Here is a 20,271-nt window from a genome sequence, read left to right as displayed (position 1 = left end):
TAGAGAAATTATGGAATACGAAAAATACAAAGAACTGTTCCTCAGGCACGACGGCAATCCAATTCTCACGCGCGATCAAATGCCCTACTCGGCGAACAGTGTCTTCAACCCTGCCGCCGCAATAGTGGATGGGGAAACTCTTTTGTTGCTACGTGTTGAAGACCGCTCTGGACTGTCTCATCTCACGGTCGCCCGAAGTAAGAATGGCATCACAGGCTGGCGCATTGACGAGCAACCCACCTTCTGCCCCGATCCGGAAAACCATCCCGAAGAAATATGGGGAGTCGAAGACCCTCGCATTACCTATCTCGAAGAAGAGAAACGCTGGATTGTTGCCTATACTGCTTTTTCTCGCGGTGGCCCTTTAGTTGCATTGGCCACAACCGAAGATTTCTGCACCTTTGAGCGCCTCGGCCCAGTCACAACACCTGATGACAAAGACGCAGCCTTGTTTCCGGTCCGATTTGGTGGCCGTTGGGCACTCTTGCATCGACCCATGACCGCCGGCATACGAATGGGCGCACATATTTGGATTTCCTTTTCACCGGATCTCAAGCATTGGGGCGATCATCAGATTTTGCTTCATGCACGCGATGGCGCGTGGTGGGATGCAAACAAGATCGGCCTCTCACCACCTCCTCTTAAAACCGATCGTGGTTGGCTCTTGCTCTACCACGGCGTGCGCAACACTGCAGCAGGCTGCCTTTATAGACTAGGCCTTGCTCTGCTCGACTTGGAAAATCCAACGCATGTGCTTCGACGATCGAAAGAATGGGTGTTTGGGCCGCGTGAACACTACGAGCGTACAGGTGATGTAGCTGATGTCGTGTTTCCTTGTGGGTGGGTCCTCGACGGCGAAGAAGTCCGAATCTATTACGGAGCTGCCGATACGAGCATCGGACTAGCCACGGCAAACATCCACGAGCTTTTCAATCATCTCGACGAACAAGACTCCAAAATGAATGCCTCCTACTGGCCTCCTAATTTAGTGCAGTTTTTTTTTCTTACACGGCGATAATGTTCAGCGACCAGCAGGTAGCTTTAGGTCATCGCAGACTGCATCCTAAAGACCTCAACTACCAGCCATCCACGCCACGCGATCGGGCTACGATGGCGTTGCAGCACTCTGCGCTTAACCTCGGTTCGAGGATGTAAGCGTGAAAGGCTGGCCGGTGGACTCCAAGACCGAAAGCCAGAGCTGACCTTCTGGATCCACTCGCTTTTGCTTATGCACCAACGTTTGCAGAGGAATGTGGGTAAAGGCACCGTGGGCGCGGCCTACGGCCATACCGGTTTTTCCTGCCATCCCTGCATGCGCAGCGGCTTGAGCCACGTAGCCACAGAAAATTGAATCGTGAGGTGTCGGGGGCGCTGAGCGAATCATGTAGCTCGGATCAATGTATTTGAGCGTCAAGTTCTTTCGATACGCAAAGGTTTTCTCGATTTGCTGCTTCAAGAAAGTTCCAATGTCGCCAAGTTTTTTGTTCCCTGAAGCATCCGTGCTTTTTTCCGAAGGAAGATGGTGCTGCCCTGCGCCCTCAGCCACCACGATGACCGTGGATTTCGCTTTGGAAAAACGCTTCTCTAAATAACGATAAAGACCGGAGTCACCCTCAAGATCAAAAGGGACTTCCGGGACAAGCACCAGGTTAACATTGCGATTGGCGAGCGCTGCATTCGCCGCAATGAAACCGGCATGCCTTCCCATGAGTTTGACCAGACCAATACCGCTTGCAGCCGATATGGCTTCGGAGTGGGCGGATTGAATCGCACTTGAAGCCAATGCAACCGCTGTGTCAAACCCAAAGGTACGTTCAACCATGGGAATGTCGTTGTCGATGGTTTTAGGAATCGCGACCACCCCGGTTTTGACGCCGCGCGCTTTAAGCTGCTCGTGAATAGCATGCGCTGCGCGAAATGTGCCGTCACCCCCAATGGTAAATAGCAGACGTATATCAAGCTGCTCCAAGGTATCAATCATGACTTCAATGGGCTGTCCTCCACGCGAGGTACCCAAGATGGTACCGCCAGTACCGTGGACATCGCGCACTGAGGCAGGGCTGAGATCGACCACAGGATATTCGTATTCCGGATTGAGTCCCGCGTATCCATATTTGAAGCCGTGAATCGATGCGACGCCATAGCCATGGTGAAGGGTCATGACAAGCGCACGGATCACATCATTGATGCCGGGGCAAAGACCTCCACAGGTGACGATGCCGACGCGAAGCTTGGATGGTTCAAAATAAATGTGCTCTCGCGGTCCGGCCAATTCCAGCGAAGGAGGTTCGGTTCCCGCAGCCATATGGCGCTGAATCGCTTTAATATTAGTGTCGGTGACAACCCTTGCATCTTCGGCTGTAAAATCAGCAAGGAGATCCCCGGGCTGGGTCCCCAGTTTGATGGGGGATTTGATACGTGTCTCACCAAGGGTTTCGATATGGAATCCATCATTCATGGTGCCGGTAGCATACTAGCAAAAAGGCCAAGAGCGTAGCCCTTTTTGTAGGCAAAGTGTGCGCAAAACCGAAAGTCGCCCACATGCAGCCATCCGGCCCATTGTTGTCGACCTAAGCGAGATAGGCGATGCTTATTTAATTCGCACGTTATAACGATACGATGCTCGTCGATACCATCCGCGTGCCCCTCACGGCTTTCAAGCTGCGCGGACGGTTCTATCTAAGTTTCAGAATGTAGGAGCGCTGGCTATAGCCACGTGATAACGCTGGACTCCAGTGGCCTACTCCTATGGGCACGAAAAGATGTCCACGGAGAATCTACGTTTTATTGGTGTATTGTCCCACGCGTGTCAATATCAAGGTAGTCCTCCGGAAACAGCATCATGAAAACACATCTCTGTAACTTTCGCGATATCCTTATCACCATCGCCGCAGCCAGCGTTTTGTCCGTGGTAACGCTCCCGCAACTGGCATACGCCGATACGGTTGAGTTTATTACCGATCCCTTTAGCTTTCATGAGCTTGTCCTTTTGAATTCACTTGGCGAGATGGGAACCGGACCAATGGTTGCCGAGTTCGGTGAAAGCAACGTCGACTATTCAGTCATCGCAGAAGATCAATACCAAAGCAGCGGCATGACTTTGCATTTTAATACAACGAGCGTTACGCCCGATATTGGCGCATCTTATACCGAATGCCTGCGCGTTGATCCAGCAGGGTCGTACATCTTGGACAATGACGGCATCGCTCAAGGCATGGTTGCCGTCAATTGTGGCGTAGCCGTGTTCGATCCACCCGTGCATCGCTTTGGCCTTGTCGCCGGACTTTATACCGGAGTGCCTACTACGACGAAGTATCTTAGCGTGTGGAACTCGAATGACGAACTCATTGCTCAAATAAACTGGACCACCGTCAACCAAGACAGCCATGGACGTTTTTTGGGCATCGCTGCCTGCAACACCGATATAAAAATGATTGCTTTTGGCAACGATGATATATGGAACGGGACTTCGTATGATGTGAGCGGAACCGCAACCTCAAGCGATCATTGGGTATGGTCGAGCGCCACGATTAATTGCGGAACGGAGACACCGGATCCTATCGTCGATGCAGGAAGCCCAAGCGATGCAGATGTTTTACAGGACGCTGAGGCCGATTCAGATGCCGCCACGACCCCGAGCACTTCAACGCCAAAGAGCGGTTGTTCCTGCAGCACCACCACAGGCCAAGTTTTTGTCTTTCAGTTGCCGGCCATCGTGCTGTGGCTACTGGTTTTGTCCTGGCTCGTGCGCCGCAAGAATGGCATGAATTTTTGAAAAAGATGAAAAAGGTGGCAACTTTCATCCATAAAACATGCCAGTTTTGTCATGCCAACACTATGCTCGTTTAACGAAGTAGCGAGAGCAAAACACCGGCAGCAATGGCCGAGCCAATCACGCCGGCAACGTTCGGGCCCATGGCATGGGACAACAGATAATTCGTGTTGTCGGATTCCTGACCCACCACGTGCACCACACGTGCAGAGTCTGGCACCGCCGATACACCCGCAGCACCGATGAGCGGATTGAGCCGAGCATCGCCGCGCAAGAACAAATTCATAAACTTCGCCACCATAATACCACTTGCTGTTGCCACCAAGAACGAAGCCGCACCAAGACCAAAGAAAATGAGGGAATCAGCGGTAAAAAAACCTTTTGCTTCGGTACTGATAACAATGCAAAAAGACAAAAGAACAGTGACCACGTCTATCAGAGCATTTCGCGCCGTGTTCGCAAGACGTTCAGTCACAAGCGATTCTTTGAGCAAGTTTCCCAAAAACAACATGCCGAGCAAGACGATAGCGCCAGGCGCCACCATGCCACTTGCCACACATGCAAGAATTGGGAAAATGATCTTTTCTTTTTCGAAACCTTGCGAGGCGTTTTCATGCGAATCAATCGCTCTTTTTTGGTGGTCAAAAGCTTCATAACCGGCGGCTGAAGCACTGGCACAAGCGCGATGTAGGAATAGCCAGCTATCGCGATGGCTCCCAACAAATGCGGCGCAAGTTTGGAGGCGAGGAAAATCGAGGTCGGACCGTCTGCACCACCAATGATACCAATCGCGCCAGCTTCTTGCGGCGTAAAGCCCATCGCGAGCGCGCCCACCAAGGTTAAGAAAATGCCCGCCTGCGCAGCGGCCCCTAAAAAGAGCAATTTGGGGTTTGATAAGAGCGCCGAAAAATCGGTCATGGCGCCGATGCCCAAAAAGATCAACGGCGGAAACCAACCCCGCCTGATGCCGTCGTAGAAGATACTGAACACACTGTTGTCCGCACGAAAAGAAATACCGAGTGCCTCAGGAACGGGGATATTTCCAACGATAATGCCAAAGCCAATGGGCAAGAGTAAAAGCGGTTCGCAATCTTTGGCAATTGCTAAAAAGACAAAAAACAGCCCCACAACGATCATAATGCCGTGAGTGTAATGAAAGTTACTAAAGCCTGTTCCTTGGAACAGATCATACCAGATGTTAGACACTGTTTTATTCCTTGATAGTGAAGAGCGGGTCGCCTTCGCCGACCGACTGCCCTTGTTGCACATGGACTTGATCGATAACGCCACCGCGAGTGGCTTGAATCTCATTTTCCATTTTCATGGCTTCAAGCACACACAAAGCCTGGCCCGAAGTCACCGTATCGCCAGCTTTGACATGAATGGCCAAGATTTGACCGGGAATCGGCGCTTTGACGCTGCCTACCCCTCCTTGAGGAGCAACACGTGCGGGTTGCGGCCCTGTTCCCGGCACCACGTTGGGGCGCTCGATTTTGACGGACGATGCTTTTTGTTTGCTGATTTCGACATCGTAAGTTTCGCCATTGACCGTCACGTTAGCAAGGCCGCGCTCAAAGCCATCAATGGTTACTTCATAGGGTTTACCGTTAATTCGGAAGACGAACTGCGACACGATGGCACCTCACTTTTTCCCAGCTTGCCTGTCAGCGACAGGCCGCTCAAAGATATGTTGATTATTGTAAATGCTGATAGTTTTTCCCGAATGCCACCAAGGCGAGTAAGGTTTGGTCACCTTCTTGATCGACAGTTTCGATGTTAGCTCCTCATCGAAAATGCGTGGATCCATGTACAGCGCAAGCGCAATCGCATGTTCCGTATCGTCGGGAAGCTCGAGGACTTCTTCTTTCTTGTTGTCTTTTGAAGACTGCTTGTTTTTGGTTGCTTGTCCATCAATCACTTTCTGCAAGACAACCATCAAAAGAAAAATAAAGAACAGACCCCCAAACACCATGCTTAGCCCGACCACAACGATGGTCATGCCAAAACCAAGCGAGGCATCCGCTGCTGCAGCCTCTTGCTGCGCCAAAACCTGGTTCGCAACAAGCGATGCAAGGCAAGAGCCAAGCAAAAACAAAATGTTTTGCTTTAGGTTAACGAGGCTTTTCATAGCGGCACGTTTCCATGCTTTTTGGGAGGCAAGGTCTCGCGCTTGGTATTGAGCATTTCAAGCGCACGAATCAGACGAAACCGCGTTCGATCGGGCTGGATAATGTCATCGATGTAGCCGTGTGCAGCAGCCTGATAAGGATTCAAAAAGCGCTCCTCGTACTCATGCACAAGTTCAGCACCCCGAGCCGCAGGATCGGCAGCATCTTTTAGTTCCTTCGCGTGCAAAATCTCAACAGCACCTGCTGCACCCATCACAGCGATTTCAGCAGTGGGCCATGCATAGTTGATGTCTGCTTTAAGATGCTTGGAAGCCATCACATCGTAAGCGCCGCCATAGGCTTTTTTGGTAATGACGGTAAGCTTGGGCACCGTAGCCTCAGCGTAGGCGTAGAGCAGTTTGGCCCCGTGAAGAATGATGCCGTTGTGCTCTTGCGAGGTGCCCGGCAAAAAACCAGGAACATCCACAAAGGTGATGAGAGGAATGTTGAAGCAGTCACACAAGCGCACAAAACGTGCGGCCTTGCGTGATGCATTGTTGTCCAATACGCCAGCTAGATATTTTGGCTGGTTTGCAACAACACCCACCGAACGGCCATTGAGCCGCGCGAAAGCTGTAATAATGTTTGGCGCGTAGCGTGCTTGAACTTCAAGCATGTTTTTGTCATCCACAACGAGTCTCACCAGCTCCTTCATGTCGTAAGCACGATTGGGATTATCCGGGATGATAGCGTTGAGCGCATCTTCAGTACGACTAATCGGATCGGTGCAATTGAGAACAGGAGGTTCGCCCAGATTGTTTTGCGGCAAATAACTTAGAAGCACACGAATCAGCTCCAGGCTTTCTTCTTCTGTTTCCGTCAAAAAATGGCTGACGCCGCTCTTCGCGGCATGCACAACTGCGCCACCGAGATCCTCTGGCGTTACATCTTCATGCGTGACGGTTTTTACTACTTTGGGTCCAGTAATGAACATGTACGAGCCTTTGTTCATTACCGTAAAGTCAGTAAGCGCTGGTGAATACACCGCACCGCCTGCGCAGGGACCAAGAATCGCCGAGATTTGCGGCACGACACCGGAAGCCCGCGTGTTGCGCAAGAATATATCGGCGTAACCGGCCAAAGAAAGCACGCCTTCTTGAATGCGAGCACCTCCAGAATCGTTCAAGCCAATAATCGGAGCTCCCACTTTCATGGCCGCATCCATCACCTTGCAAATCTTTTTTGCGTAGGCCTCCGAAAGCGAACCACCGAGCACGGTAAAGTCTTGTGAAAAGATAAAGACTTGTCGTGAGTTAATGGTCCCGTAACCACAAATCACGCCATCGCCGTAGTACTCCTGCTTATCTAGGCCAAAGTCTCGGCAACGATGCTTGACGAACATATCCATTTCTTCAAAGCTTCCTTCGTCAAGAAGCATGTCGATTCGTTCTCTGGCCGTGTAACGACCGCGTTTGTGTTGCGCATCAATGCGCTGCTGCCCTCCACCTAGGCGAGCGGTTTCCCGCAGCTCGCGCAGTTTGATGGCCGCATCTTGTTGATTTAATGGCATGGCTTTTCTTTCGTATGCGTGCCCTGTTCGGGCAGAAAAATGTCAAGAAGGTTCTCGACGAAAAATTTTCTAGGGGAGCATTTGGCCGTTGCGAAGAAGGTTTTCGTGAAGTTCAAACACTTTGCCTAAATCGTGCCGCAAATGTCCCATGCGGGAATTCTCCATATACCTAAAAAGATAATCGCGGTAGTCCGGATGAGCACAGTTGTTGATAATACACTTCGCTCGCTCGATGGGTCCTAAGCCGCGCAAGTCCGCGAGGCCTTGCTCAGTGACTACGATTTGCAAGGAATGCTCGTTGTGGTCAACATGGCTAACCATCGGAACGATAGCAGAAATTTTTCCGCCTTTGGCTACGCTAGGCGTCACTAATATTGAGAGATAGGCATTGCGCACGAAATCGCCTGAGCCACCAACGCCATTCATCATGTGCGTGCCACATACGTGCGTCGAATTAGCGCAGCCGTACATGTCTACTTCAAGAACCGCATTGATGGAAATCACGCCTAGTCTGCGAATAACACCAGGGTTATTGGAAAGCTCTTGCGGTCGGATCACAAGCCGCGGCGCAAAATAATCCATGTTGTCGTACATCTTGCGCAATTTGTCGTCACTGAGCGTAAGACTGCAAGTTGATGCACCTAGCATGCGCCCTGATTCCATCAAATCGAGGAGCGTGTCTTGAAAAACCTCAGTGTACATATGGAAAGGTTGAATGTCATCGCACTGGCCAATGCCTCCGAAAACCGCATTCGAAATGTTTCCAACCCCACCTTGCAACGGCAATAGACTTTCTGGGACTCGCCCCGCTTTGGTCTCATCGACCAAGAACCGTACAACGTGCTGAGCGATCTTTAGGCAAGCTTCGTTGGATTCACTGAACTCAGAAATGCCGTCGGCTTCATTGGTCTCAACAATGCCGACGATTTTCTTGGGATCGACCCAAGCAAATGGCGTTCCGATTCGTTCCATCGGATGAAAGATATGAATTGCTTCTCGATGTGGGGGCGTAGGCAAGATAGCGACGTCGTGCATCTCGCAAAGCCGTTTGCTGTGATATTCATTTAGCTCAATAATGATTTTATCAGCGTGACGAAGCAAACTTGGCGAAATGCCACCCGATGCACTTAAATACACACGGCCATCAGCGGTAATATCAGTTGCTTCAATGACCGCCACATCGATTTTTCCAATGAAACCAAATTCAATGCTTTGGGGCACATGGGATAAATGCATGTCGATGAATTCGACTTGTTGATTGTTGATTTGCTTTCGCAGTGTTGGCGATGCTTGAAACGGGGTGCGCCAGGATATAGCCTCCGCTTGAGCCAATGCTTCATCAAGGCTTGCTCCCGTCGATGCACCAGCGATCACTCGAATCTTGAAATTCTTGTTGGCCGCATGTTCGGCTTTAGCAAAATCTGCAATCGCTCGAGGTACCGCTTTGGGCGATCCCGCCGCCGTAAAACCAGAAAAGCCTACGGTATTTCCGTCTTTAACCACTGCCGCCGCATCTTGGGCGGATAAACGTGTAAATCGATCTCTGTTCATGAACTAACCCTATAAGTGATGTTTTGTAACTCGGCTTTCTGTGCTGCCGAGTGCTCTATGCTTTTGCTGGTTCGCAAATCTCCGTAAGGACGCCACCGGAACTTTTAGGATGAAGAAATGCAATCTTTGTGTGGTGTGCTCCAGCGCGAGCTGTACTGTCAATCAGTCTGACGTCGCTCTCCCCTAGTGCTTTCAAACGCGAATCAATACCGTCAACTGAATAAGCGATATGATGCATCCCTTCGCCACGTTTTTCAAGAAATTTTGCAACGGGTGAATCATCGGAGGTCGGCTCAAGCAATTCAATACGAACTTCATGCCCCGGCGCGCCAAACAAAAAGAAGCCAACTCGAACTTTTTGATCGGGCACTTCCTCAACACCGTCAAAACGTCCACCTAAAATCTCTTCATAAAACGCTCGCTTATCTTCAATCGAACGCACAGCAATGCCAATGTGATTGATTCCTTTTGCCTGGATCATAGCTCTCTCTCCTGTGCTTCTTGCTTGTTAGCGTCATGCATGCCTCAACTCTTACTCTGCACGCATGCTTTAGCTGGCCTTCGAGCGGGAGCCGCTCGTCGTGTGCCTCAACCCAAGGTCGCTATGTATGAGATGAACTCTACAAAAGGCAACTATAAAGCGCACGCTTTTTTTATTCTTTTAAAACGACTTCCAGAGCGGAGATTCGGATCGATTTTTCGTGCGTCTTTGAGCTGGAGGTGTTAACTTCCCGGCAACAGTCCTCAAGGCGATAAGCTTTGATATCTCTCGAAGAGTTTAGCCACAAAAAGAGGGACGCTGTCCGCCGGATGCATCACACCATCCCCGCTCACCACGCCCCATGGTTTTTGGCTCTACCTAAAGGAAAGACGGTTTTTGTAGTGGTAAAAGCACTTTGCCACCGAGGAGGCTAAGGTCAAATGGAAAAAAGCAGCACGCCTTTTGATTACGATTTTAACGCGGTTTCATACGAGCAATGGAAAACTCTCGTTGATAAAGATCTCAAAGGCGCACCCTTTGAACGCAAGCTGGTCAAAAGCACTTTGGATGATCAGAAAATCGGACCACTTTACTCCGCTATCGACGAAGCCTCTTTCGGCGATACAAGCCAGCTGCCAGGACAACATCCTTTTGAAAGGGGCTTGGCTCTTCAAAACAATGCAGAGCCATCTATAAAGATAACCGGCATCTGCCGATTCGGAAGCAAGGAAAAGATTGGACAGAGCATCGACAGTGAGATCAAGCAAGGACTCAGCGCCGTGCGTATGCGCACCAGCTCGCTACACACTACCGACGCAAAAGACGGCATCGCAGTCAATTCGATAACCGATATGCTTGAGCTCTCAAAAAGTGCTCTCGTCCAGCAGACCGAGCTGCAACTTGATGCCGGGGCTGATTTCTTTGAAATGGCCGCGCTGCTTGTGGTTGCAAGCCGCAAAGCGGGTGTCTCTGCCGACAAACTCAATGCTCAGTTTAATGCCGATCCCTTTGAGGCCCTTGTGCGCGACGGGGAATTGCCCATCTCCCTCCAAAGCGCACTTGACCGTGCACAGGACCTTGCTCGTTACACTGTCAAGCAATTGCCACGCTCGCGAAGCCTGCGCGTCTCCTCTTCTGCATTGCACAACGCTGGGGCAAGTCAGGTCCAAGAGCTTGCCTTTCTTCTCGCAAGTTTTGTTGACTATCTGCGGGCCTATGCTCGCGACGGGCTGTCGGTATCCCAAGTGATAAAACAGATGGTGGTCGAACAAAGTGTTGGCACCGAAATGTTCTCTGAACTCGCCAAAATCCGAGCATCTCGCAAATTGCTTGCGCTGGCCCTCAAGGAATGCGGTGCTGAGCAAGATCTTGTGAACTTGCGCATGCATGTTCACAGCTCCGAGCGCATGCTTTGCCAACGCGATCCGTGGGTCAACTTGCTGCGAACAACCGTCTCGACTGCCGTCGCGATGATGAGCGATGTCGACAGCGTCAGCGTATCACCCTACGACAGTGCTTTACGTCCGTCCGATGAAAGTGCAAGACGACTAGCACGCAACACCGCACTTATCCTTCAGCAGGAAGGGCATCTGAAAACAGTTCAAGATCCGGCCGGAGGAAGTTGGTTTGTTGAAAGTCGCACCGAACAACTAGCTCAAGCTGCATGGTCCATGTTCCAAAGCATCGAAGCCCAAGGCGGTTTTGCTAAGGCGCTGCAAAGCGGTTGGATTCACGACCGAATTAAAGCGGCGCGCGAGAAACGAAGCGCACTCATTGCCACACGAAAGTTTCCAATCACTGGCGTAAGTGAGTTTCCTAACCTCAACGAACAACCTCTCCCTTCAACAAACTCAACAACACACAAAAACTCTGTTCCTGAAGCAACAAAAAATGCAAAAACCTCGTTTCAGGCAGCTCTGGCGGATTGCTCCTCCGCCTTTGAAGCCAGCCTCACCGCCCTTGAAGAAGGCCTACCTGCCGCCACCCTTGCACGCGAACTAAAAGAGCAAGCGTTAAAGAAGGATGGTTCGGTAGCAACGGTGGCGGATTTGAAAGCCATTCGTTTTGCGGAAGACTTTGAGCATCTACGTGATGCAAGCGATCGCTATCTCAAAAAGCACGGCACTAGGCCGAGGGTTCTGTTAGCCAACATGGGCCCTTTGGCCAAACACATCCCACGCACCATGTTCAGCCAAAACTTCCTCGAAGCTGGCGGCATTCAAGCGCTTTCCGATCAAAGTTTCCAAAGCGTCGACGAGCTCATGCGGACCTACAAAAAAACGCCTACCGACGTCGTGATTATCTGCTCTTCGGATGAGCTCTATCAAGAGTACGCTCAGCCCGTGTGCAAAGCGCTCAAAGAAGCCGGCGCAAAACACGTTCTTCTCGCAGGCTATCCTGGTGAACATGAGCAACAATTCAAACAAGCCGGTATTGATAACTTTATTTTTCTTGGTTGCAGCACGCTAACAACACTAAGTGAATTGCACTCAGTATTAGGAGTTGAAGCATGAATACGATTCCCAATTTCAAATCAATCAACTATCCCAGCACTTCCACACAAGCAAGACCGTCGCACGTAGCGCAGAACGCTTCAGTGTGGAAAAGCCCCGAAGGCATTGATATCAAGTCACTGTACACCAAAGCGGACCGTGATGAAGTCAACCATCTACAAACCATGCCCGGTATCGCACCCTTTTTGCGAGGTCCCTATTCCACGATGTATGTCTCACGTCCCTGGACCGTAAGGCAATACGCCGGCTTTTCCACGGCCGAAGAAAGCAATGCTTTTTACCGCCGCAATCTTAAAGCCGGACAAAAGGGCCTTTCCATTGCTTTTGATCTCGCAACCCACCGCGGCTACGACTCCGACCATCCACGTGTGAGCGCCGACGTCGGGATGGCGGGCGTAGCCATTGATTCGATCCTCGATATGCACGTGCTTTTCGACGGAATTCCGCTGGATGAAATGAGCGTCTCGATGACGATGAACGGGGCGGTACTACCGATTTTAGCGATGTACATCGTTGCCGCTGAAGAACAAGGCGTCTCGATGGAAAAGCTTTCCGGCACCATCCAAAACGACATCCTCAAAGAGTTTATGGTGCGCAACACCTATATTTATCCACCCACCCCATCGATGCGCATTATCTCCGACATCTTTCAGTTCACCGCGCAAAACATGCCCCGCTTCAACAGCATAAGCATCTCCGGCTACCACATGCAGGAAGCCGGCGCGACAGCTGATTTGGAGCTGGCTTACACGCTCTGCGATGGCGTGGAATACATCCGCGCAGGGCTTGCCGCAGGCCTTGGGGTCGATGCCTTTGCACCCAGAATGTCTTTTTTCTGGGCCATCGGCATGAACTACTTCATGGAAGTCGCCAAGATGCGCGCAGGACGATTGCTGTGGGCTAAACTCGTCAAACAGTTCAATCCAAAAAACAGCAAATCGATGTGTTTGCGCACGCACAGCCAAACCTCGGGTTGGTCGCTCACTGCACAAGATGTGTACAACAACGTCATCCGCACTTGCCTTGAAGCCATGGCTGCAACACACGGACATACCCAATCGCTTCACACCAACTCGCTTGATGAAGCCATCGCTTTGCCCACTGATTTTAGCGCACGCATTGCACGAAACACCCAGCTCTTTTTGCAGCAAGAGACCGACACTTGTGCCGTCGTCGATCCCGGGGGAGGAAGTTACTACGTTGAAAAACTCACCCACGACCTCGTGCAAAAAACCTGGGAGCACATTCAAGAAGTGGAATCGTTTGGCGGCATGGCCAAAGCCATCGAAGCAGGCATCCCTAAGAGGCGCATCGAAGAGTCTGCTGCTCGAATCCAAGCGCGCATTGATTCCAAACAGCAAACCATTGTGGGCATCAACAAATATCCACTGCAAAATGAAGCGCCTCTTGAGGTCCTCAAAGTGGACAACTCAAGCGTTCGCAGCAAGCAGCTCGCTCGACTTAAGGCCCTGCGCGATCAACGCGATCAAAAAGAATGCGATAGAGCCTTGCAGGCTTTGACCGAAGCAGCGTCAAACAAAGCAAATCTTTTGGACTTGGCTGTCAAAGCAGCTCGAGCTAAAGCCACTGTCGGAGAAATCAGCGATGCACTTGAAAAAGTGTTTGGACGATACCATGCTGAGATTCACACAGTCACCGGCGTTTATGCTAAAACCTTTGGAAGTGATTCTGCTGCCATGAAAACCATCCAAAAACTCATTGAAGCGTTCAGCAAACATGAGGGACGTCGCCCACGTATTTTGGTGGCCAAGATGGGACAAGATGGCCATGACCGAGGACAAAAAGTCATCGCTTCGGCCTTTGCGGATTTGGGCTTTGATGTGGACGTAGGTCCTCTGTTCAACACGCCGGAAGAAACAGCAAAGCAGGCTGTCGAAAACGATGTACATCTCGTAGGCGTAAGCTCACTTGCAGCCGGACACTTGACCTTGCTTCCAGCTCTCAAAAAAGCGCTCAAAGATTTAGGGCGCGAAGACATCATGGTTGTGGTTGGCGGCGTAATTCCACCCGATGATTTTAAGACTGTTAAAGACATGGGTGCTGCCATGGTGTTTGGCCCTGGAACAGTGATCAGCGATGCTGCCCAGGACTTGCTTAAGCAGCTGTGCAACAAACTGGATATCTCCCTTTCATGAAGCAAGTGTATGACGTGGTCAAGCTCGCTAAGGGCGTGCTCAATAACGACCGCAACGCTCTTGGCCGCAGCATCACTTTAGTTGAAAGCACGAACCCAAACCATCGCAACCTTGCACAAGAACTGCTCGCTAAACTGCTAGCCCATACCGGAAAAGGCTATCGCGTTGGTATTACCGGCGTGCCCGGCGTCGGCAAGAGCACCTTCATCGAGGCTTTTAGGATGCATCTAATGGAAAAAGATCATCGCGTGGCTGTGCTAGCGATCGCTCCGCGCAGTGCGGTGACCGGCGGAAGCATCATGGGCGATAAAACTGGCATGCGCAAGCTTGCAAACCATGACGATGCATTCATTCGGCCCTCTCCCACACCAGGCGCCTTAGGCGGTGTAGCCAGGCGCACCCAAGAAACACTTCTTCTATGTGAAGCCGCAGGCTTTGATGTCGTGCTGATTGAAACCGTTGGCGTTGGACAATCCGAAACCATCGTCTCGGAGATGGTTGATTTCTTTTTGGCGCTCATGCTGCCAGGCGCTGGCGATGAACTGCAAGGCATCAAACGCGGCTTACTCGAAATGGTCGACATGATTGCCGTGAACAAAGCCGACGGAGAAAACCTCAACAAAGCCAAACTCGCAGCAAGCCATTACAAAGGGGCTCTGCGTATTACCCAAACGCACGACAATGAGTGGCTACCTCCGGTACAGCTTTGCAGCGGCCTAAAAGGCGAAGGCCTCGATGAAATCTGGCAGCAGATTTTAAAACATCGCAAACAACTTGAAGAACGAGGCCAGCTGTCGGAAAAACGCAAAGAGCAAGCCATTCGCTGGATGTGGAAACTCCTCGATGAAAGTCTATTGGAGCTCTTTCGAAACCACCCCGACGTCAGCAAAGCCATCCCCACCATCGAAAAGCAAGTACGCAACGGCCAAATCACCCCCGCTGCCGCCGCCAAACAACTCCTTGACGTGTTCAAAAATCATTAGGTAGTCACAATTTTGATCACTGCAAAGCACGGTCCCGCGGCTAGGTGTACAAGCATATGCAATCATTCTGTTATTCAGAAATCCTAAGCAATAGCATGTCCCCAAAAAAAATTTTGCGAGAAGAAACAGCCAGGAAATTCCCCTAGTATTAATACACCGTGATGTCGCCTGCTGAAGCGGGCGTTTCATTGTCGCCAATAAATCCGGAGTAGCCAGGATAACCGATGCTTCCGGTGCCCCAACAACGTACGGCTCCGGTACTGAGAAGAGCGCAGCTTTGATCCCCACCTAAGTCGAGTTGATTCACACTGCCGCCCACCGTTACGTTACCGGCCACAGAAGGCACTTCGTTGTCGCCGATGATGGTCGTATTTGCGTAACCGAGCTGTCCTTTGCTATTGAAACCCCAGCAACGTACATCACCGGTATCGAGTAAGACACAGGTATGGTTGTCGCCCATGGCAATAGAACTCACCGTGGCGCCCACATTGACGTCGCCAGCCGTAAAAGGATATTCGTTGTCACCGATGTTGGTAGTATTGCCGTACCCGATTTGTCCCTCAGTGGCCAACCCCCAACAACGCACATTGCCAGTATCAAGCAGGGCGCAAGTGTGCACACCACCAGCGCTCACTTGAACGACCGTACCACCCACATTGACATCACCCATCGACGCAGGAGTTTCGTTGTCACCAATGGTCATCGTAGCGTGGTAGCCGCTCATACCGAAGGCCCCAGAGCCCCAACACCGGACATTACCCGTATCGAGCAGGGCACAGACGTGGTTAGGACCGGCAGAGAGTTGAACCACAGTTCCACCAACGTTAACATCACCAGCAGAGGCCGGCGTCTCATCGTCTCCGATATTATTGGTGTTGCCGTAGCCTAAGCAACCGTTGGTAGCACGGCCCCAACATCGCACGTTGCCCGTATCAAGGAGGGCGCAAGTAAAATAAGTGCCCGCTTCAATTTGGACCACCGTTCCGCCGACATTCACGTCCCCAGCGGAGGCTGGCGTTTCATTGTCGCCAATCGACGTGGTGTTGCCATAACCGAGTTGGCCGTAGGTCCCACTGCCCCAACAACGAACGTTTCCAGTACTTAGCAAAGCACAAGTGTGTGATTGACCCGCTATTAGTTGAACAACAGTGCCGCCCACGTTGACGTCTCCTGCGGAGGCAGGCGTTTCGTTGTCACCTATAGTGGTTGTATTGCCATATCCGAGATTCCCGTATGCCCCGTTACCCCAGCAGCGCACTGTACCGCTCGCCGACAAAGCACACACATGATAAGGCCCAGCGGCAATGGTAGCCGCGCCAGTTGGGCACGCACCGCAGCTAGCGCCCCCGCAATCCACACCCGTCTCATCTTGGTTTTGCACGCTATCGGAGCAAGTTGGCGCTTGGCAGAGGTTGCCTGTGCACACACCAGAGTCGCAATCGCTCCCTACCAAGCAGCTCCCTCCCGGTGGACAGGGCGAGCAAATGCTTCCGCCACAATCGGTCGTGGTTTCATCTTGGTTCCAAAAACCATCCGAACAAGTCGCTGCTTGACACACGTTGCCCGTGCACACCGAAGAGTCACAATCGCTGCCAGCACTGCAGCTTTGACCTGTGGTGCAAGTGCCGCACACCGTGCCGCCACAATCGATGTCTGTTTCATCAAAGTTTCGCACACTGTCGCTACAGGTGGGCGCTTGGCAAATGTTGCCGCTGCATACCCCTGAATCGCAATCGCTGCCAGCCGAGCAGCCCTGTCCTGCCGTGCACACCGAGCAGCTGCTGCCGCCGCAATCCACATCGCTTTCGTCTTGGTTCCAAACCGTATCCGAACACGTGGCCGCCTGGCAGACATTGCCTGTGCACACCAACGATTGACAATCGGCTGCAATAAGACAGCTTTGGCCTGCCGTGCAGCCTGCACACATGCTTCCGCCGCAGTCCACATCGCTTTCATCAAAGTTTTGAATCGTGTCCGTACAAGTTGGCACTTGGCAGACGTTGCCGGTGCATACTCCTGATTGACAATCGGCTGCAATCGAGCAGCTGCTGCCATCCGAGCAGGGTCCACAGCTACTTCCGCCACAATCGACATCGGTCTCATCTTGGTTCCATGTGCTATCGGAACAGGTGGGCGATTGACATATGTTTCCAGTGCACACCCCAGAGCTACAATCCGTTCCTGCAAGACAGCCTGCGCCATCGCTACACACTCCGCAAGTGCTGCCTCCGCAGTCCACATCCGTCTCGTCTTGGTTGTTGACGCTATCGGAACAAGTCGCCACTTGGCAGATGTTGTTCGTGCACACCCCAGAGCTGCAATCCGTCCCCGCAAGACAGCCTGCGCCATCGCTACACACTCCGCACACGCTGCCGCCGCAATCCACATCTGTTTCGTCTTGGTTATTGACGCTATCGGAACACGTGGCTGCTTGGCAGACGTTGCCCGTGCATACTCCAGAACTGCAATCGCTTGGAAGCAAGCAGCCCTGTCCCGCAGCACAGATGCTGCAGCTGCCGCCGCCGCAATCGATCCCCGTTTCATCTTGATTTTGTGCGCCATCGGAACAACTCGGAGCTTGACAGATGTTGCCCGTGCACACGCCGGATGCACAATCATTGCCGGCATTACAGCTTAGGCCATTCGCGCACGCACTACAGCTCGAGCCACCACAATCCACATCTGTTTCATCCCCACTCTTTTGCCCATCGCTACACGACGTAGCAATGCAGGTGCCTGTTGAACCACATTCCATCGATTGACAATCCGTATTGACGCTGCAGCTTTTTTCATCGGCGCAGCCCGAGCAGCCTGCACCACCGCAATCCACATCGCTTTCACTAAAATCTTTTCGACCATCGGCACAAAAAGTGTCGGCATCGTCACTATCAGGGATGCCATCCCGTCGCTGTCGGTATCTAGAAAGTTGGGCAGACCATCGCCGTCCAAATCATCGCCCAGCTCTTCGGAATCTAAAATCCCATCGCCATCGGAATCGGTATCGAGATAAGCCACCGTGCCATCCCCATCGACATCACCCCCTGCTTTTGCTTCTTCACTGACTTCAAACGCTGTTGGCAAACTGTCGCCATCATCGTCATCATCGAGGAAGTTCGCTAAGCCATCGCTATCGCTATCGCCAAAAAGCTCTTCGCTATCTGGAACACCGTCTTGGTCCGAATCAAGCAGCAAGCTCTGTGTGTTGACGGAGTCGTATCCCAGCCGCCCGCATGCTGATACAGCAAAAAAGAACATCAACAGCAGGTATCCGCGTGCTTGATTCATGGGCAGAATTAAACATGACAGAAAATACCGTGCAGGCAAAATAATTTATTTACACCACAAATGAAAAGACAGTGCAGAAAGAAGCGTTTCGGAAGTTTATTGCATAATTTCAATACCTTAACTCAAAAGCCGCCTTCGCGTTTATTCAAAAAGGATTAAGAAGGCCGGGTTTGTGTGATGCTGGGTCGGTCGTTGAATTGCTCGAGAATTCGCCTCAGGCGAGGAGCGTCTGTTTTTTCGGCGTTATTGTATAGCAGCAGATGATCCCACATTGCGATGGCGCAAGCTCGAAGGTAGTCAAACTCGCCGTGCTCTTCGATGCCATCATTGATCCAGGACAAACCATGTCGCAACGTGGCGCGAGTTTTATCAAACATCCCGCCTACGAGTTCCATCCCGCAGCGCTCTGCCAAAACCAGTCGAACTTCGGCATGCATGACGCCGCGAATTACCGTGAGCATGTTGTAATCGGTCCAGCTCAAGGCATTAATGCCCAAGGGATCTGCTTTTTGCCGCTGGACCAGATAGCAACAGATATGATGTGAATCGAATACCCTGAGATCCTCATCCACCAGCACAGGCACTTGCATCAAGGGATTCGCACCAAACGGCTCGGCTTCGGCAACGTTGCCTACGTCAATCCAGCGGTAGTCCACATCAAGTTCATGGCACACGATACGCACGATACGTGTAAAGTGAGACCGTGGTGTTCCGTAAAGCTCAAGTGACATAGGGATTCAATCCGGGCTAAAAACAACGGTCGATAGACCGAACGCTTCGTTTTGGCACGATACCAGGCGATCCGGACAGCGGAAACACTATCGATTTCTCTGCTGCGATGGTGGTATAGCAGCAGCCGTACATGCTGTTTTAGAGCAATACAGCCCTGTGAGCTTAGTCGCCGCCACCACCGTTCGGATGGCAGATAAGGCAGAAGTTATGTTGGGCATAACCTGTAGGAGGGTTGTCACGGTAGTTGGTGTATTGACTCACGTCACTGTGTTTACCGTTCATGCTTGATAACGCGTGCTCACCAGTGTGGCAGCCCACACAATCGGCATTGGCTCCCATGATCGGCGTATTGAAGGGCGCGGGCAGCGAGTTGTTATGACAGTCCAAACAGACAATTCCCGAGTGCGCACCGCGCTCAATAGGGAAAGCGTTTTCCGGATGATTGCCACCGTTGGCCGGTTTCCAAGCCACGGTCGTATGGCAATTTTCACAAGTTGTAGGAAAATCTTGATGGCCCGGAAAGGTACTTGAATTGTAATCGTCGAGATGACAGCCCACGCAAGTGTTGGGTGTCGCTCCCGGCTCATAACCGTTAACGTGACAGGTGGCACATGCCACTTCAGCGTGGGCATTTTCCAATGGAAACCATTCGTGATTGAAAGCCTTCGCCGGGATCCATTCGCTCTGTGTGTGGCAATCGCCGCAGGTGGTTGGGAACAAACCGTCGTGCGCAGGAGTGGTTGTCGCTTGGTAGTCCGGCAAGTGGCATACGACGCAGTCATTTCGACTCACGCTTACTTCATTGCCGTGCGAGGACTGGCAACTGCTTAGGACCAACGCAGCAGACAGAACCAAACCGTGCCCAACGGCAGCCCGAACTCGAATGCGAAAACACCTTTTCATAAGTTATACACTCTAATCTTAGCACAAACTTTAAGCGCGCGGGAAAATCTTCCAATTTTCGCGGGAATACATGTAGTTTTTCAAATCCAAAGGATGCAGGTGCCGATACCGGCTTCAACGCGTGTTCACCGCGTTTGCATTAGAAACACACAAATTTGGGGGACTTTATACGGACTCAATCGTGTAGCTTTGTTGCTTGACTTTATCGATTTTGCGT

General features: G+C 51.6%; 14 protein-coding genes and 1 pseudogene. 5 read left to right on the top strand and 10 right to left on the bottom strand.

All coding sequences use genetic code 11. The features are described from left to right. The first annotated feature begins 10 nt into the window (after nt 1-10). A complete protein-coding gene (locus IPJ88_10065) occupies nt 11-1,018 on the top strand; it encodes a glycosidase (protein QQR88599.1) in 1,008 nt (335 codons plus the stop codon). 114 nt (nt 1,019-1,132) lie between these two features. Here the strand turns inward: IPJ88_10065 and IPJ88_10060 are convergent, their stop codons facing one another. Continuing rightward, nucleotides 1,133-2,458 carry an ATP-dependent 6-phosphofructokinase gene (locus IPJ88_10060; GenBank protein QQR88598.1) on the bottom strand — a complete coding sequence of 442 codons (1,326 nt, stop codon included), beginning with the start codon at nt 2,456-2,458 and terminating at the stop codon, nt 1,133-1,135. A gap of 384 nt (nt 2,459-2,842) precedes the next feature. Here IPJ88_10060 and IPJ88_10055 point away from each other — a divergent pair, with 384 nt between their 5' ends. Beyond that, nucleotides 2,843-3,775 carry a hypothetical protein gene (locus IPJ88_10055; protein QQR88597.1) on the top strand — a complete coding sequence of 311 codons (933 nt, stop codon included), beginning with the start codon at nt 2,843-2,845 and terminating at the stop codon, nt 3,773-3,775. Nucleotides 3,776-3,845: 70 nt separating this feature from the next. Here the strand turns inward: IPJ88_10055 and IPJ88_10050 are convergent. The 6 genes and pseudogenes from IPJ88_10050 to mce form a co-directional block, all read right to left on the bottom strand. Next, nucleotides 3,846-5,041: pseudogene (locus IPJ88_10050) on the bottom strand (sodium ion-translocating decarboxylase subunit beta). Continuing rightward, the gene (locus IPJ88_10045) at nt 4,983-5,405 is read right to left on the bottom strand and encodes a biotin/lipoyl-binding protein (GenBank protein QQR88596.1); all 423 of its coding nucleotides are present in this window, start codon (nt 5,403-5,405) and stop codon (nt 4,983-4,985) included. Before IPJ88_10045 ends, IPJ88_10050 begins: the two are co-directional and overlap by 59 nt. A gap of 9 nt (nt 5,406-5,414) precedes the next feature. Then, nucleotides 5,415-5,900 (bottom strand): OadG family protein, encoded by a 486-nt coding sequence (locus tag IPJ88_10040; GenBank protein ID QQR88595.1) that lies wholly within the window; start codon nt 5,898-5,900, stop codon nt 5,415-5,417. Further along, on the bottom strand, nt 5,897-7,450 hold the full coding sequence (locus tag IPJ88_10035; GenBank protein QQR88594.1) for an acyl-CoA carboxylase subunit beta: 1,554 nt from the start codon (nt 7,448-7,450) through the stop codon (nt 5,897-5,899). The genes IPJ88_10040 and IPJ88_10035 overlap by 4 nt, the downstream gene beginning before the upstream one ends. 69 nt (nt 7,451-7,519) lie before the next feature. Further along, nucleotides 7,520-9,001, bottom strand: a complete 1,482-nt coding sequence (locus IPJ88_10030) for a succinate CoA transferase (GenBank protein QQR88593.1) — start codon at nt 8,999-9,001, stop codon at nt 7,520-7,522. Nucleotides 9,002-9,056: 55 nt separating this feature from the next. Next, nucleotides 9,057-9,482, bottom strand: coding sequence for a methylmalonyl-CoA epimerase (gene mce, locus IPJ88_10025; GenBank protein ID QQR88592.1), 426 nt, complete (start codon nt 9,480-9,482; stop codon nt 9,057-9,059). Nucleotides 9,483-9,922: 440 nt separating this feature from the next. On the opposite strand from mce, the gene IPJ88_10020 reads away from it, so the two are divergent. From IPJ88_10020 to meaB, 3 genes are read left to right on the top strand one after another with little or no spacing between them, the layout of a single operon-like run. Continuing rightward, nucleotides 9,923-11,995 carry a hypothetical protein gene (locus IPJ88_10020; protein QQR88591.1) on the top strand — a complete coding sequence of 691 codons (2,073 nt, stop codon included), beginning with the start codon at nt 9,923-9,925 and terminating at the stop codon, nt 11,993-11,995. Next, nucleotides 11,992-14,151: a methylmalonyl-CoA mutase gene (gene scpA / locus IPJ88_10015; protein QQR88590.1), complete on the top strand. Its 2,160-nt coding sequence runs from the start codon at nt 11,992-11,994 to the stop codon at nt 14,149-14,151. The genes IPJ88_10020 and scpA overlap by 4 nt, the downstream gene beginning before the upstream one ends. Beyond that, nucleotides 14,148-15,134 (top strand): methylmalonyl Co-A mutase-associated GTPase MeaB, encoded by a 987-nt coding sequence (gene meaB, locus IPJ88_10010; protein ID QQR88589.1) that lies wholly within the window; start codon nt 14,148-14,150, stop codon nt 15,132-15,134. Before scpA ends, meaB begins: the two co-directional genes overlap by 4 nt. A gap of 148 nt (nt 15,135-15,282) precedes the next feature. Here the strand turns inward: meaB and IPJ88_10005 are convergent, their stop codons facing one another. The 3 genes from IPJ88_10005 to IPJ88_09995 all read right to left on the bottom strand — a co-directional run bounded on the left by IPJ88_10005 (nt 15,283) and on the right by IPJ88_09995 (nt 20,054). After that, entirely contained in the window at nt 15,283-17,889 is a 2,607-nt protein-coding gene (locus IPJ88_10005; protein QQR88588.1) for a hypothetical protein, read from the bottom strand. A gap of 685 nt (nt 17,890-18,574) precedes the next feature. Next, nucleotides 18,575-19,150, bottom strand: coding sequence for a glutathione S-transferase family protein (locus tag IPJ88_10000; protein QQR88587.1), 576 nt, complete (start codon nt 19,148-19,150; stop codon nt 18,575-18,577). Between the two features lie 163 nt (nt 19,151-19,313). Beyond that, the gene (locus IPJ88_09995; protein ID QQR88586.1) at nt 19,314-20,054 is read right to left on the bottom strand and encodes a hypothetical protein; all 741 of its coding nucleotides are present in this window, start codon (nt 20,052-20,054) and stop codon (nt 19,314-19,316) included. Between the last annotated feature and the right edge of the window lie 217 nt (nt 20,055-20,271).

It is taken from the genome of Myxococcales bacterium, from assembly GCA_016699535.1.
Classification (GTDB): Bacteria; Myxococcota_A; Polyangia; order Polyangiales.
This window is presented reverse-complemented; position numbering and strand designations above follow the sequence as displayed.